We start from the raw sequence: 15406 nt of genomic DNA, 5'->3' as shown, positions 1-15406 counted from the left end.
AAAGAAGCCGCGCCTGTGGTATTGGTCGGCAAAGGCATTACCTTCGACACCGGCGGCATTTCCCTCAAACCCGGCCTAAACATGGACGAAATGAAGTTTGACATGTGCGGCGCGGCAACCGTCATCAGTACCTTCTGCGCCGCCGTCAAACTGCAACTGCCGATCAACCTGATTGCCGTCGTCGCCACCTGCGAAAACATGCCTTCCGGCGTAGCCAACAAACCGGGCGACGTTGTGAAAAGCATGAAAGGCTTGACCATCGAAGTGTTGAACACCGATGCCGAAGGCCGTCTGATTTTGTGCGACGCGCTCACTTACGCCGAACAATTCAAACCCAAAGCCGTCATCGACGTCGCCACCCTGACCGGCGCGTGCATCATCGCCCTGGGACATGACGTCAGCGGCGTAATGGGCAACAATCAAGATTTGGTCGACAGCCTGCTGGCCGCTTCCCGCAACGTGGACGACAAAGCATGGCAACTGCCGCTCTTTGAGACCTACAAAGACCAACTCAAATCCAACTTTGCCGACATTCCAAACATCGGCACGCCGGGTGCAGGCACGATTACCGCCGCAACATTCCTGTCTTACTTTACCGAAGACTATCCATGGGCACACCTCGACATCGCAGGTACCGCATGGAAATCCGGCGGTGAAAAAGGCGCGACCGGCCGCCCTGTTCCTTTATTGTTGAACTATCTGCGCAATGTGAAATAAATCTTGGGGGAGCCTGCGGGGTTAATCGTTTCAACCCCGCAGGCCGTCTGAAAACGGAATCCGCATTATCTGACTCAACCTGACAAACGAAGAACCACCATGAAACCACTATTTGCCGCATTATCTGCCGCCCTTCTGCTCGGTACATCTCTAAACACTCAAGCCGCCGAACAAACCACCCCCACCGACCGCAGCATCCAAGTGTACAAAAAAGCCGACTTAGCTGAATGGAACCGCGAAAACGCAGCCGGAGGCCAAGGTCCCTTGCTCGGCAGCTTTGCCTTCACGCGCCATCAAACCGCCGACCAAGACGCATTCAAAGAAATCGGCTGGCTCACATTACCGCCGGGTGCTTCCATTGGCCAACACAAACATACCGGCAATGAAGACGTTTATATCATCGTATCCGGCAAAGGCCTGTTTACCGACAGCGAAGGCAAACAAACCGAAGTCGGCGCCGGTGACATTACCATCACCCGCCCCGGCCAGTCCCACGCACTCAAAAATATCGGCAAAAAGCCGTTGGTCTTCCTTGATCTGATTGCCGAAACTGCTGTTGCCCAAGCTAAGACCTTTACAAAATAACCCATTTATCCAACAGCCGAAACCTAGACACAAGATTTCGGCTGCTTCAGGTACTGTAATCGGGTTAGAGTAACCATTGTTTCTATATTAAATCATGTTATGATTGAACTTGTTTTATTCTTGAGTTCAATCAATTATGGCTAACCGTCTTTTTCACTTATATCGCTATCAAATTATTCCGAATGAACGCATTCAAGAACGTCTGCCTTTTGGGGATATGACAGTTGAAGAAGTAATCCAAAATAAAAATGCATTTTTTATCGAAGCCTTTAATAATCTTATCCTGCAGAGTGATTTGAATTTATATGAAGAAACGGCTAGAAAGATAAGAATTAAGCAAATTTTCCCAAGTACCCATGCAGATGAAAGTGAGCAACTTTTTGTATTTAAAGTTGCTACACGTAAGCGATTGAAGAGAGAAACAGAAAATTTTGAATCGGTTTCCGAAGAAAATTGGCCAAGTGCGTTTGTACTTATTTGGAATGACCCAGAGCAACAAATTATTGCTATTGAATATCGACCAATAGCATTTCATAGTACTAATTCATTAGCAGCAACCTTGGAAAAACGTTTAAATGAAATACTTGCTATTCATAATTTAAATGTGCAAATCAATCCGATATTTGATAAGAAATCCTTTTGGGAATTTATTGAAGGTCGCAACTTAGAAAAGGTTATCTTCAAAATAGTTACACCTAACATGGCTTCTATTTCTCAGTCATTAAGTGAAGAATTAAAAGCCATAGCTAAAATGTCCAATTCTGCCACAACAGAATTGACTTTGACTGCTCCCGAAAATGGTACTTTGAATATTTCACCCAGTATGCCGCAACTTCCTGAACTGGTAGATTACAGCAGTAAAGGAGGTGGAAATATTAGAGTAAAGTATAAAGGTGTCAAAGCAATTACCAACGTCAAAACTGAACACTCTAGTTTAACGGTTGATGAGATTACTATTGAATATCACCCCTATAACCTTGTTGACAAAATTCAAGATTCTTGTAGAGAAAATGATTAAAACTATTGCTGACACCTTTGCCAAATCTTTTGTCATTGCTGTGGTTATTTGTGCCATTCAAGCATTATTTGGGATTTCTTTTGTCAGAGAATTCATGCAGGACAATTTGCTCAATATTCTGGTTACTTTGATGGCTATTAACACTGCAACAATAGCTGTCATTTTGTCAAAAATGTATGAAATCAGTCGAGAACATCAAAAAAAAGTTAATGAAATCTTTGGTGCTACCAAATCACAAATGTTGTTGTCTATTCGTGAACAAATTGCTTTGATAGGTAGTGGTCTAGTTCTTTCTATTTTATCGAAAAAAATAGATTGGGCTTGGAATCCGACTATTATTAATGCCAGTTTGGAAATTTTGTTATTAACAGTATTTATTTATGCATTGTTTATATTGTATGACACTGCTAAAGCTGTTTTAGAATTTTATCAATAACTTTCTAGTATCTGTTAAATAGTCAGCAAGCACCCCTTAACAGTTGGTTAAACATTGATTTATACAATGTCTAACCAACTGTTAAGGACTTTTTATGTCTAAATCCCTTGAACTTATTTGAACATCGAAAATTACGAAGCGCGTTTTTTCCCGATCTAAACCGCCCAAGCCGCCAAATAGCAGTTATCAAACCGACAAGGTCGTCTGAAAACCATATTACGTTTTCAGACGACCTTTTTTGCTGTTTAGGCAGCATGATTCGTTCCAAGCAAACGGGGGGATGGTGCGCTGCCGTTGTTTCCGTCTTTTTTATCATTTTCAAGATATTGGGCTTCAGACGACCTTTGGTTTTTCACTGTTTGTATGAGCTTTGGCTTGACTGTTTTTCAGCATCAAATGCGATTTACTTCTTAAATTCTTGTTATATTAATGATGAAATGTTATATAATAACAGCCTTTCAAAATATGATGAGAAACTAAAATGACACAAACCACACTCAAGCCCATTGTTTTATCTATTCTTTTAATCAGCGCCCCCATCCTCTCCCAAGCGCATGAAACCGAGCAGTCGGTTGACTTGGACGAGGTTACCGTCGTCGGCAAAAGCCGTACGCGCGCCACTTCGGGGCTGTTGCACACTTCGACCGCCTCCGACAAAATCATCTCCGGTGATACCTTGCGCCAAAAAGCCGTCAACTTGGGCGATGCTTTAGACGGCGTACCGGGCATTCATGTCTCGCAATACGGCGGCGGCGCGTCTGCTCCCGTCATTCGCGGTCAAACAGGCAGACGGATTAAAGTGTTGAACCATCACGGCGAAACGGGCGACATGGCGGATTTCTCTCCCGACCATGCCTTGATGGTGGACAGCGCTTTGTCGCAACAGGTCGAAATCCTGCGCGGCCCGGTTACGCTCTTGTACAGCTCGGGCAATGTAGCCGGTTTGGTCGATGTTGCCGATGGAAAAATCCCCGAAAAAATGCCTGAAAACGGCGTATCGGGCGAAGCCGGATTGCGTTTGAGCAGCGGCAATTTGGAAAAACTGACATCCGCAGGCATCAATATCGGTTTGGGCAACAACTTCGTGCTGCATACCGAAGGCTTGTACCGTAAATCGGGTGATTACGCCGTACCGCGCTATCAAAAAGAAGAAGGTCATCTGAAACGACTGCCCGACAGCCATGCCGATTCAAAAACAGGCAGCATCGGCCTGTCTTGGGTTGGGGATAAAGGTTTTCTCGGCGTAGCGTACAGCGACCGTCGCGACCGCTACGGCCTGCCTGCCCACAGCCATCTCTACGACGACTGCCACGCCGACATTATTTGGCAAAAGAGTTTGATTAACAAACGCTATTTACAGCTTTATCCGCACCTGTTGACCGAAGAAGACGTCGATTACGACAATCCAGGCTTGAGCTGCGGCTTCCACGACGATGATAATGCACACGCCCATGCTCACAACGGCAAACCTTGGATAGACCTGCGCAACAAACGCTACGAACTCCGCGCCGAATGGAAGCAGCCGCTCCCAGGTTTTGAAACCCTGCGCGTACACCTGAACCGCAACGACTACCACCACGACGAAAAAGCAGGCGATGCAGTAGAAAACTTCTTTAACAACAAAACACACAACGCCCGCATCGAGTTGCGCCACCAACCCATAGGCCGTCTGAAAGGCAGCTGGGGCGTGCAATATTTGGGACAAAAGTCCAGCGCGCTTTCCGCCATTCCCGAAACCGTCCAACAACCGATGTTGATTGACAACAATGTGCGCCATTACAGCTTTTTCGGTGTAGAACAGGCAAACTGGGACAACTTTACGCTTGAAGGCGGCGTACGCGTGGAAAAACAAAAAGCCTCCATCCAGTACGACAAAGCATTGATTAATCGGGAAAACTACTACAACCAACCCCTGCCCGACCTCGGTGCGCACCGCCAAACCGCCCGCTCGTTCGCACTTTCAGGCAACTGGTATTTCACGCCACACCACAAACTCAGCCTGACCGCCTCCCATCAGGAACGCCTGCCGTCAACGCAAGAGCTGTACGCACACGGCAAACACGTTGCCACCAACACCTTTGAAGTCGGCAACAAACACCTCAACAAAGAGCGTTCCAACAACATCGAACTCGCGCTGGGCTATGAAGGCGACCGCTGGCAATACAATCTGGCACTCTACCGCAACCGCTTCGGCAACTACATCTACGCCCAAACCTTAAACGACGGACGCGGCCCCAAATCCATCGAAGACGACAGCGAAATGAAGCTCGTGCGCTACAACCAATCCGGCGCCGACTTCTACGGCGCGGAAGGTGAAATCTACTTCAAACCGACACCGCGCTACCGTATCGGCGTTTCCGGCGACTATGTACGAGGCCGTCTGAAAAACCTGCCGTCCCTGCCTGGCAGGGAAGATGCCTACGGCAACCGTCCTTTCATTGCACAGGACGACCAAAACGCCCCTCGCGTTCCGGCTGCGCGCCTTGGCGTTCACCTGAAAGCCTCGCTGACCGACCGCATCGATGCCAACTTGGACTACTACCGCGTGTTCGCCCAAAACAAACTCGCCCGCTACGAAACGCGTACGCCCGGACACCATATGCTCAACCTCGGTGCAAACTACCGCCGCAATACGCGCTATGGCGAGTGGAATTGGTACGTCAAAGCCGACAACCTGCTCAACCAATCCGTTTACGCCCACAGCAGCTTCCTCTCTGATACGCCGCAAATGGGCCGCAGCTTTACCGGCGGCGTGAACGTGAAGTTTTAAAATCGGACAGGCAAACAAAAAAGGTTTTCAGACGGCCGTCTGAAAACCTTTTTCTTGTTTTAACCAATCATTTAAAACTGACTATTAATCTTTCAACACATCGCGCACAGCCGCTTGAATTTTAGCCGCTGCTGCTTCGATTTGCTGCTGTTCGGTAGATTGGCTTGCCACTGTCTCAACCGGAGCAGCTTGAGAAGCCGGAGTCGCTTGTGAAACTGGAGCGGCTTGTGGAGCTACGGCTTTAGGCTCAGATTCAGTTTGCGGCGCAGTCAGCGGCAAACGTGCCAATACAGTGCTTACGCCGGTAACTTTATCGCCAATCGCCACTTGCGCCTGCGCATCGACAGGCAGATACATATCCACGCGCGAGCCAAAGCGGATAAAGCCATAACGTTCGCCGCGAGACAGTTTTGCACCTGCTTGGGTGTAGCACAAAATACGGCGCGCCACCAAACCGGCCACTTGAACAAAAGTAATTTCACGACCAGAAGCCGTAGTCGCCAAAACCGCATTGCGTTCATTTTCCGTGCTGGCTTTGTCCAAATCCGCATTCACAAATTTGCCTTTGTTATAGACCACTTTCGTTACTGTACAATCGGCAGGCGATTTTTGCGAATGCACGTTGAACACGTTCATAAAAATACTGATTTTCAAAGCATCGACATCACGATACGGATCGCGTGCGCGCTCGACCACCACGATACGGCCGTCAACCGGACTCAACACCGCTTCAGGATTTTGCGGAATTTCACGCGCAGGGTCGCGGAAAAACTGCAAAGCAAATACGGTAAACACCCAAAACGGCAAAGACCACCAGCCGCAACACATCGACACCAGCAGGCTCAAAGCCAAACCGCCGCCGATAATCGGCCAGCCCTCACGGGCGATAATCGGGTGGGGATACAAACGGTTCATCACTTATCCTTCATTTAATAATTTCAAAATTGTCGCCATTATATCTGAAACTCCAAACATTGAGGCCGTCTGAAATGTTCAGACGGCCGGTGTCCTTTGTAAAAAATACTCAACATAGATAAAGTTTCAGTTCGGCAACACAATGACGCAGCGTCCTCAACAAGCGGCTCACACGCTCCAACAACTCTCCGCAAATATCATTTTGACCAAACCACTGCCCTCGATTATCTCGACAAACCCAGTATGACCGCCAATACCAGCCAAATCCAATGCCGACGGCGCGATGTAGAAAACAAAGCGCGTTGAGACAGCAAACGCGTTTGGCTCAACTGATACGCCACATCTGCGAGCTTAATCAACTGATTGCCCTGTCGTGTTTTGCTTTCTTCCGCTTTACGCAGTTTCAAATTTTCCGCTTCAATCCGCAGCCGCACCAGCTTAGCTTCTAAAAGCAGCAGCTCGCGCTCTTCTTCATACTCCTGTTGCTTCATCGTCCGCATCCTTATCTATCTCACCGCGCAAATACGCAATGTCCGATCGAATATCCTGCAAGGTTTCAGCCACGCGACTGCCCTGCTCCCGATAGTCCGCCGATACTTTGCGGAACAATACAGCAATAATCAGCAGACTTACAAAGAAAATGCCGAAAAATACCCACAAAGCGGCCACATCCGACAGCACGCGGTTCAATCCGAACAGCAAACCGACCAAGCCCACCATCAACAATGCGCCGGACAACACCAGCCAAATCGCCAACCGGAACACATTCTCCGCCTGACGCGTCAAATCCAAGCCCAATACCTGCAAACGCAGCAGCAGCAAATCCGCGCCCTGATTCAACAAAGCCTTGCCATGTTCAAAACGCTGGCGAATTCCCATCTCGATTATCCTTTTTTCTTAGGAAACATAAGGCTAAGGCCGTCTGCACAGCGCAATGAAATCCATGATTTCATGTGCACGCCTGTTCAGACGGCCTTAACATATTCGCATTAACGGCGGTTCAACAACACACCGACAACCAAACCGGCCAATGCGGCAAAACCCATCGCATAATATGGTTTTTCATGCACCACTTCATCAGCGTGTTTGGCACCGCGTTTCAAACGCGCACCTGCATCGGCTTCAAATTCGGCAAAACGCTCTTTGCCTTCTTTCAAACGTTCCTGAGCCGCTTCTTCAAACTGCTCGTATTTTTCACGCGCACGCTCGGCATGATGGCGCAGACGCTCGCCGGCCTCTTCTTCAAAACGGCTCAAACGCTCTTTAGCCACAGCCAATTTCTCTTCCAATTTGGCTCGGGCTTTGCTGCCCTCTTCCGAACCGGCTTCAACACCATTGCGGTACAATTCTTCCACATCATCCATCACTTCTCGGATGTCTTTCAGCAAAGCCTCGCGACGTGCTTCAAAATCGTGTTTTTTCATGCTTCTCTCCTTGATATAGATTGATATGGTCACAGATTGTTCACCTGTTAATAACATTATAACCATTTATTTCCAAATAAATGTTAATTTAAATTAAATTAAATTAAGTACCTATAACGAAAACCACCCAATGAAATTTAAAAAAGGCCGTCTGAAAAGTTCAGACGGCCTTTTTTAATACCTTTTACACAGCCTATTCCAATATTCTTTTTTGATAAAAAAAGATATAATTTCATATCATTACAATTTCTTAACAAAGGTGTCGCAACCATGGCAGTCAATCCCACCAAACTTTTTGACGGGCTGGCCAAGCTCGTACAATCGGAAGACAAAGCAAACTTCATCTATGGCTTCCTGCGCCTGTTCGATACCCCGAAAGCCACCATTACCAAACTGCAAAACCAAACCCCCGGCACCAACGTTGCCGATATGCCCCTGCATGGCGAAATCGCCCTTAGCCGCAAACTCTATTTCAAACCCGTCGCCCCCGATGCAGACATATACGACGTCCTGCAAGACCTGAAACAATCCGCCACAGCCGACAAAAACAAAATCCGCTTCTTTATCGTAACCGATTTTCAAAACATCTCCGCCTACGATAGCCAAGCCGACGACTACCTTGAATGCGCCTACACCGATTTAGCGCAAAACTACGGCTTTTTCCTTCCCCTCGCAGGCTTGGAAAAAAGCAGTGGATTTGAAGAAAATCCTGCCGACACCAAAGCTGCCGAAAAAATGGGGCGCCTTTTCGACCAAATCCGCCACACCAACCATCTCGAAAAACCCGAAGACATCCATGCCCTCAATGTCTTCCTGACCCGCCTGCTCTTCTGCTTTTTTGCCGAAGACACCAAAATCTTCCCCAAAGACAGCTTTACCAAACTCATCGAAAGCCATACGCACAAAACCGGCGAGAATGCAGACGAAGTCCTGACCGCACTTTTCCAAACCCTCGACACGCCCCCTGAAAAACGTTCCGAATCCCTGCCCGTCCATCTCGCAAGTTTCCCCTACGTCAACGGCGGTCTTTTCCAGGCAGACGAGCCCATCCCCGATTTCGATACCCGCACCCGCCGCCTTTTGCTCGAATGCGGCAAACTCAACTGGTCTGAAATCAATCCCGACATCTTCGGCTCCATGTTTCAAAGCGTGATAGATCCGAAACAGCGCAGCCGTTTGGGACAACACTACACCTCCGTCCCCAACATCATGAAGGCCATCAAGCCGCTCTTCCTTGACGAGCTTCAGACGGCGTTTCAAGACATCTTCAAACGCTATCCCAGCAATGAAGGCCGTCTGAAAGCCCTATACGGCCTCTCCATGCGGCTGGGCAACATCAAAATCTTCGACCCTGCATGCGGCAGCGGCAACTTCCTGATTATCGCCTACAAAGAACTGCGCCGCCTCGAAATCGAAATCTTCAAAGCCGTCAAAGAAATCGACAGCAACGCCATTTTCAGCAGCCAAATCCGCCTCGACCAATTTTACGGCATCGAGCTGGATGACTTCGCCCACGAAATCGCCATGCTCTCGCTTTGGCTGGCCGAACACCAAATGAACCTTGCCCACGAAAACGAGCTGGGCAACAGCCTACCCACCCTGCCCCTCAAAAGCGGCGGCAACATTAAGGCCGCCAACAGCCTGCGCGAAGACTGGGAGGCCTTCTGCCCCCGCGGCAACCGCGCAGAAGACGAAGTCTATATCGTCGGTAATCCCCCGTTTGGCGGCAAACAGTATCGTAATGCCGAACAAAATATAGACATGGACACTGTCTTTAACGGCTGGAAAAAATACGGTGTCTTGGATTACGTTGCCTGTTGGTTTTGGAAAGGCGCGCAATATATCCGCGCCAGCCGCGCCAAGCTCGCCCTTGTCGCCACCAATTCCATCAGCCAAGGCGACCAAGTCGCCACCCTCTGGCCCCCTATCTTAGCATTGGGCAACCGCATCGCCTTTGCCTACCAGACCTTTCCGTGGGCAAACAATGCCAAAGACAAAGCCGCCGTCCACGTCGTCATCATCGGTCTGGAAGCCACGCATCTTTCAGACGGCCTCAGCCCCAATAGCGCGCAGCCTAAACTCTACAAACTCCTCGATAAAGAATGGCACAGCCAAAGCATTGCCAACATCAGCCCTTACCTGATTCCAGGGAGTAATCTCGCTATTGAAGCTAGACGTACTCCTATTTGCAACATACCCGAAATGGTTTTCGGTAATATGCCCAATGATGGCGGGCATTTAATTCTGACCACATATGAAAAAGATGCACTTTTGGAAAAAGACCCTACAGCAGAAAAATGGATTAAACGGCTATTAGGCTCCGAAGAATTCCTCAATGGTAAAGAGCGTTGGTGTATCTGGCTAAACGGCATTTCTGAACAAGAGTTAGCAGATATGCCGTCAAAACATCCTGAAATCCATCAGCGTATTGAAAAAGTGCGCGCTATTCGTTCTGAAAGCAAACGCAAAGAAACTAAAATATTGGCAGAAACCCCTCACTTATTCGGTGAAATCCGCCATCCTACTTCCGGAAACTACATCCTCGTTCCCCGTGTATCCTCCGAACGCCGCGAATACGTCCCGATGGCATTTTTTGATAGCGAAGTCATCAGTACCGACCGTAATCAAATGATCCCTAATGCCAGCCTCTACGAATTCGGTATCCTCAATTCTGCCATGCACAATGATTGGATGCGTGTGGTAACAGGCCGTCTAGAAAGTCGCTATAACTATTCTGGCACGATTGTATACAACAATTTTCCTTGGCCCGAAGCCGACGAAGCTGAAAAAGCCTGCATAGCCGCGCTTGCCGAAGACATTCTGCTTATCCGCGCCGATTATCCCGACCAAACCCTCGCGCAGCTCTACGATCCCGATAAAATGCCGCCGCCGCTCAAAGAAGCCCATCTCAGCCTCGATGCCGCCGTTGACCGCCTCTACCGCGCCAAACCCTTTTCAGACGGCATGGAGCGCGTAGAATTTTTGTTTGATTTATACGAAAAAGCCGTCAACGGCCAAACAACGCCGTAAAACGGCATCTTTGCCCCGACATTACCGTCTTTAAAAGGAAAATATCTTGACTATCCCCCTGCTCCACGTCGAATACGGACAAACCGGCAACAGCACCAAACCAAACAATATGGGTATGCGCGAAATGCAGGCCAAAGCGTTTGCCAAACGCGACGCGCAATATCTGCTGCTCAAAGCGCCGCCCGCCTCAGGCAAATCCCGCGCGCTGATGTTTTTAGCTTTAGACAAGCTGGCCCATCAAGGCATCAAAAAAGCGATTATCGCCGTACCCGAAATGTCCATCGGCGGCTCGTTTGCCGATACCGAATTGGCGAAACACGGCTTTTTTGCCGATTGGCGCGTCAAGCCGGAAAACAATCTCTGCACAGGCAGCGGCGACGATAAAGACCAAGGCAAAGTGGATGCCTTTATCCGCTTTATGCGCGGCAACGACCAAGTTTTGGTCTGCACCCATGCGACGTTCCGCTTTGCTTTCGACAAACTCGCAGATGTCGGGGCATTTAATGACACGCTGGTGGCGATTGACGAGTTCCATCATGTGTCGGCGGAAGAAAACAACCGTTTGGGTGCAGTCTTGGACGAAATCATGCGCAACTCCTCGGCTCATATTATCGCCATGACCGGCTCGTATTTCCGAGGCGACGCTGTACCGATTTTGAGTGAAGAAGACGAAGCCAAGTTTGAACAAGTAACCTACACCTACTACGAACAACTCAACGGCTACCGATATTTGAAATCTCTGGGATTGGGCTACCATTTCTACCAAGGCCGCTATCTCGATGCTTTGGGTGAAGTGCTCGATCCGTCGAAAAAGACGATTATCCATATTCCCAACGTCAATTCGGGCGAAGCGGCAGTCGATAAGTATTCAGCAGTCGACCACATCATCGACACCTTGGGCGAATTTGTGGAAAAAGACCGCGAAACAGGCATCATCACGGTCAAAGCCCATGACGGCAGGCTGCTGAAACTGGCGGATTTGGTGGACGACCGTAAAACATCCGACCGTTCTTTAATTCAGGCATATTTACGCAATATCAAATCGCGCGATGATATGGATATTATTGTTGCGCTGGGTATGGCGAAGGAGGGTTTCGACTGGCCCTATTGCGAGCATGTGCTGACCATAGGCTACCGCAGCTCGATGACGGAAGTCGTCCAAATCATCGGGCGCGCCACTCGGGATTGTGAGGGTAAAACCCATGCTCAATTTACTAATCTGATTGCGCAGCCTGATGCGGCAGATGAAGATGTCAAAGTGTCGGTCAATAATCTTTTGAAGGCGATTACGCTGTCGCTGCTGATGGAGCAGGTGTTGGCGCCCAATATCACTTTCCGCCGCCGCTCTGATATGAGGCCGGAGGAACAGCCCAATCCCGGCGATGTGATTATCGACGATACGACGCTGCCCGCCTCTAAAAAAGTCGTCGATATTCTGAATAAGGATTCAGACGACCTTATCGCTGCGTTGGTACAGGATACGCAAAATGCCAAACGCTATATTCAAGAAGACACGCCTGCTTCTGCCGTCAATGAAACTGCGCTGCCGAAGATTGTTGCCTGCCGCTACCCCGAGCTGTCGGTAGAAGAGCAAGACCAAATCGTGCAAGGGACGCTGACTAAAATGGCGGTAACCCAGGGCGGCGGTATCAAAGACGGCAAGGATTTGCCCGATAATGCGCTTATCGAAGGCGAAAAAACCTATGTCAGACAAGGAGATTTTTTTGTCGATACAGTTAAGTTGCAAGAAGCCGGGCAGAGTTATTCTGTTGAAGAAACTGTCAGGGAACGAGATTTGCCTGACAACGCGAAAATCAAAAATCTGCACACAGGCGAAGTCAAAACTGCTGACAACCGTTTTGTCAAAGTCGGCGAAAAATTTATCAATGTGGATAGGTTGAATGTGGATTTAATCCGCGAAGTCAATCCTTTCAGGGACGCATATGAAGTCTTGTCCAAAAATGTGGATGCGTCGCTGTTGAAAGCGATTCAGGATTATGTACAGGCTGACCGCATCCAAATGACGGAAGATGAGGCCGCTATGCTGTGGCCGCGCATCAATGACTTTGTTCGCAACAATAATCGAATGCCTGACAAAGATTCAGACGACCCCTTGGAAAAACGCATGGGCGAGGCCTTAATCTATATCCGCAACAAAAAAGCGGAACGCATGGCAAGGGGCTGAATATGTTGCTAAAAGGTATGCGCGTTGATTCTAAAATCAACAGCTTGGACGATATTTTCAATCATGACGATTTAGGCCTGCTTGCCGATGTCAAACCGATTACCGCCAAAACCGATGCCGATGCAATGGTTTTACAAACATTCGGCGAAGTCGAAGCGTTTTTCAGACGGCATGGACGTTTACCGAATAAAGACGGTAATTTGGATGAGAAAATTTTAGACAGGAAATGGCAAGCCTTGCTGAACAACAAACAGCATTGTGAAACCCTCCGACAATACGATACGCTCAATCTGCTTAGGCCGTCTGAAAAAACGGAATGCTGCAAAGCTGAAAATGTGGTTACGCTGGAAGACATCTTCAACAATGATGATTTAAACCTGCTCGACGTGGGCAATACGGATATTTTCAGGATAGAACACATACAGCAGAAGACGATAAATGGGGCTCCCTATACGGACGAAGACAATGCGGTACGGCAACCCTGTGCGGACTTTTGGCGGTTTGAAGCTTGGTTCAAACAAATCCACCATATGCTCAAACACGGTAAAGCCCATTTTGAACGCCTCAAAACTGAAACCTTCCTTCAGCCGGGCGATGTGTTCCTATTACACGGGGCTTTGTGTTACGTCGCTGATTTTGCGGAGACGGAAGATAGGAAAAGTACAAGAGGAAACAGACGGTTGCGCGTTATTTATGAAAACGGGACGGAATCCAATATCTTGACCCGTTCGCTCGCCCGCGCTGTCTATAAAGATGAAAACGGTAAAAAAGTCATGCTGGCCGATACTGAAGCCCTGCCGGATATTTTGACCGCCCATAATCAGCCGGATTTGGTAACTGGACACCTTTATATCGTCAAACTGCTTCAACCCAAACCGCAACTTGCCGCCTATAAAAATCTATACAAAATAGGCTTCACAACGGATACGGTGGAAAACAGAATCGCTAATGCGGAAAACGATACTGCTTTCTTGGAAAGCAAAGTTGTCCCTGTATTGTCTTTTGAATGCCGCAATATCAATCCGCATACGTTCGAGCGTTTATTGCACGCCTTCTTTGCTGCGCAAAAACTGAATATCCGCTTGATGGGAAAAGACGGGAAAAGTTACATTCCCAACGAATGGTTTGATGTCGGATTGGATGTCATTGAAAAAGCCGCCGAATATATTGTCAACGGTACAATTAACCAATACCGAATGGACAACACAACTGGGAAAATTGTTCAAAAGCTGATGAAGTAAAACAGTTTAACAATTAGGGGATTCTATCCTTATGCCCTTTCGGCACTGTCATTCCCAACATTGGTTTGATTTGCAAAAATGTATTTTTATCTGCCATTTATCCCTTAAATTAAAGGCCGTCTGAAAACTTCAGACGGCCTTTTCCATTCAGCTTAAAGACTTAAGTCTTATGCCAAACCTTTTGCTTTCAACACTTCCAGCATGGTAGTGCCCAACTCGGCAGGGCTGCGGGTGTAAGCGATACCGGCTTTTTCGAAAGCGGCGAATTTTTCTTCGGCAGTACCTTTACCGCCGGAAATAATCGCACCGGCGTGGCCCATACGTTTGCCTTTAGGAGCGGTAACACCTGCGATGTAACCTACAACAGGTTTGGTTACGTTGGATTGGATGTATTCGGCTGCTTCTTCTTCCGCAGTACCGCCGATTTCACCGATCATGATGATGGCGTCGGTATCTGGGTCTTCTTGGAAGAGTTTCAGTGCGTCGATTTGGTTCATACCAGGAATCGGGTCGCCGCCGATACCGATACAGGTTGATTGGCCCAAGCCCAGTTTGGTGGTTTGTGCCACAGCTTCGTAAGTCAATGTACCGGAACGGGAAATAATACCGATGCGGCCCGGAGTGTGGATGTGGCCCGGCATAATACCGATTTTGCACTCACCCGGAGTAATCACGCCAGGGCAGTTAGGGCCGACCAAGCGGGTACCATTGCCGTTGGTTTCCAAGTAACGTTTGGCTTTGAGCATGTCCAAAGTAGGCACGCCTTCGGTAATCACAACGACCAAGCCTACGCCTGAATCAACGGCTTCAACGATAGAATCCAAAACAAACGGAGCGGGAACGTAAATTACAGATGCGTCAGCGCCGGTTTCTTTAACGGCTTCTTTCATAGTGTTGAATACAGGCAGGTTCAGGTGGGTTTGACCGCCTTTTCCTGGGGTAACGCCGCCGACAACTTTAGTGCCGTAAGCCAGAGCTTGTTCGGAGTGGAAAGTACCGTTTTTACCGGTGAAACCTTGAACCAATACTTTGGTGTCTTTATTAATCAATACGCTCATTCTTTTCTCCTTAGGCGTTTACGGCTG

The 15406-nt window shown here is 48.4% G+C and carries 13 protein-coding genes; 8 read left to right on the top strand and 5 right to left on the bottom strand.

Features of this window, described 5'->3' with window-relative positions:
• The 5 genes from ACTHSP_RS11160 to znuD all read left to right on the top strand — a co-directional run.
• Window positions 1–717 (top strand): leucyl aminopeptidase (locus ACTHSP_RS11160; protein WP_440346107.1); only part of this gene is annotated, 717 nt, incomplete at its 5' end.
• Window positions 718–816: 99 nt separating this feature from the next.
• On the top strand, window positions 817–1302 hold the full coding sequence (locus ACTHSP_RS11155) for a cupin domain-containing protein (RefSeq protein WP_314511485.1): 486 nt from the start codon (window positions 817–819) through the stop codon (window positions 1300–1302).
• Between the two features lie 136 nt (window positions 1303–1438).
• Window positions 1439–2320, top strand: coding sequence for a hypothetical protein (locus ACTHSP_RS11150; protein WP_314511483.1), 882 nt, complete (start codon window positions 1439–1441; stop codon window positions 2318–2320).
• Window positions 2313–2756: a hypothetical protein gene (locus tag ACTHSP_RS11145; protein ID WP_070461331.1), complete on the top strand. Its 444-nt coding sequence runs from the start codon at window positions 2313–2315 to the stop codon at window positions 2754–2756. The genes ACTHSP_RS11150 and ACTHSP_RS11145 overlap by 8 nt, the downstream gene beginning before the upstream one ends.
• A 481-nt stretch (window positions 2757–3237) precedes the next feature.
• The gene (gene znuD / locus ACTHSP_RS11140; RefSeq protein ID WP_440346106.1) at window positions 3238–5526 is read left to right on the top strand and encodes a TonB-dependent zinc receptor ZnuD; all 2289 of its coding nucleotides are present in this window, start codon (window positions 3238–3240) and stop codon (window positions 5524–5526) included.
• Between the two features lie 84 nt (window positions 5527–5610).
• On the opposite strand, the gene ACTHSP_RS11135 is transcribed toward znuD, so the two are convergent.
• The 4 genes from ACTHSP_RS11135 to ACTHSP_RS11120 form a co-directional block, all read right to left on the bottom strand.
• Window positions 5611–6441: a phosphatidylserine decarboxylase gene (locus tag ACTHSP_RS11135; RefSeq protein ID WP_440346105.1), complete on the bottom strand. Its 831-nt coding sequence runs from the start codon at window positions 6439–6441 to the stop codon at window positions 5611–5613.
• 224 nt (window positions 6442–6665) lie between these two features.
• Window positions 6666–6932: a hypothetical protein gene (locus ACTHSP_RS11130; protein ID WP_070645454.1), complete on the bottom strand. Its 267-nt coding sequence runs from the start codon at window positions 6930–6932 to the stop codon at window positions 6666–6668.
• On the bottom strand, window positions 6913–7320 hold the full coding sequence (locus tag ACTHSP_RS11125; protein ID WP_049329791.1) for a phage holin family protein: 408 nt from the start codon (window positions 7318–7320) through the stop codon (window positions 6913–6915). The genes ACTHSP_RS11130 and ACTHSP_RS11125 overlap by 20 nt, the downstream gene beginning before the upstream one ends.
• Before the next feature lie 110 nt (window positions 7321–7430).
• On the bottom strand, window positions 7431–7865 hold the full coding sequence (locus ACTHSP_RS11120; protein ID WP_003686098.1) for a DUF883 family protein: 435 nt from the start codon (window positions 7863–7865) through the stop codon (window positions 7431–7433).
• A 270-nt stretch (window positions 7866–8135) separates the two neighbouring features.
• On the opposite strand from ACTHSP_RS11120, the gene ACTHSP_RS11115 reads away from it, so the two are divergent.
• Genes ACTHSP_RS11115 through ACTHSP_RS11105 form a run of 3 tightly spaced genes read left to right on the top strand, consistent with a single transcriptional unit; the run spans window position 8136 to window position 14321 of the window.
• Window positions 8136–10895, top strand: coding sequence for a DNA methyltransferase (locus ACTHSP_RS11115; RefSeq protein WP_440346104.1), 2760 nt, complete (start codon window positions 8136–8138; stop codon window positions 10893–10895).
• A 46-nt stretch (window positions 10896–10941) separates the two neighbouring features.
• Window positions 10942–13080 (top strand): helicase-related protein, encoded by a 2139-nt coding sequence (locus ACTHSP_RS11110; RefSeq protein WP_440346103.1) that lies wholly within the window; start codon window positions 10942–10944, stop codon window positions 13078–13080.
• 2 nt (window positions 13081–13082) lie between these two features.
• Window positions 13083–14321: a GIY-YIG nuclease family protein gene (locus tag ACTHSP_RS11105; RefSeq protein ID WP_314511470.1), complete on the top strand. Its 1239-nt coding sequence runs from the start codon at window positions 13083–13085 to the stop codon at window positions 14319–14321.
• A gap of 167 nt (window positions 14322–14488) precedes the next feature.
• Here ACTHSP_RS11105 and sucD read toward each other — a convergent pair whose 3' ends face one another.
• On the bottom strand, window positions 14489–15379 hold the full coding sequence (sucD, locus tag ACTHSP_RS11100) for a succinate--CoA ligase subunit alpha (RefSeq protein ID WP_002221113.1): 891 nt from the start codon (window positions 15377–15379) through the stop codon (window positions 14489–14491).
• Window positions 15380–15406: the final 27 nt, after the last annotated feature.

The organism is Neisseria sp. P0001.S005 (genome assembly GCF_051963715.1).
This window is presented reverse-complemented; position numbering and strand designations above follow the sequence as displayed.

Bases quoted from the DNA above. Each gene is read 5' to 3' on its own strand.
- ACTHSP_RS11150 (WP_314511483.1), top strand. From the start codon at position 1,439: ATGGCTAACCGTCTTTTTCACTTATATCGCTATCAAATTATTCCGAAT.
- ACTHSP_RS11120 (WP_003686098.1), bottom strand. From the start codon at position 7,865: ATGAAAAAACACGATTTTGAAGCACGTCGCGAGGCTTTGCTGAAAGAC.
- ACTHSP_RS11130 (WP_070645454.1), bottom strand. From the start codon at position 6,932: ATGAAGCAACAGGAGTATGAAGAAGAGCGCGAGCTGCTGCTTTTAGAA.
- ACTHSP_RS11145 (WP_070461331.1), top strand. From the start codon at position 2,313: ATGATTAAAACTATTGCTGACACCTTTGCCAAATCTTTTGTCATTGCT.
- ACTHSP_RS11125 (WP_049329791.1), bottom strand. From the start codon at position 7,320: ATGGGAATTCGCCAGCGTTTTGAACATGGCAAGGCTTTGTTGAATCAG.
- ACTHSP_RS11105 (WP_314511470.1), top strand. From the start codon at position 13,083: ATGTTGCTAAAAGGTATGCGCGTTGATTCTAAAATCAACAGCTTGGAC.
- ACTHSP_RS11115 (WP_440346104.1), top strand. From the start codon at position 8,136: ATGGCAGTCAATCCCACCAAACTTTTTGACGGGCTGGCCAAGCTCGTA.
- znuD (WP_440346106.1), top strand. From the start codon at position 3,238: ATGACACAAACCACACTCAAGCCCATTGTTTTATCTATTCTTTTAATC.
- sucD (WP_002221113.1), bottom strand. From the start codon at position 15,379: ATGAGCGTATTGATTAATAAAGACACCAAAGTATTGGTTCAAGGTTTC.
- ACTHSP_RS11135 (WP_440346105.1), bottom strand. From the start codon at position 6,441: ATGAACCGTTTGTATCCCCACCCGATTATCGCCCGTGAGGGCTGGCCG.
- ACTHSP_RS11155 (WP_314511485.1), top strand. From the start codon at position 817: ATGAAACCACTATTTGCCGCATTATCTGCCGCCCTTCTGCTCGGTACA.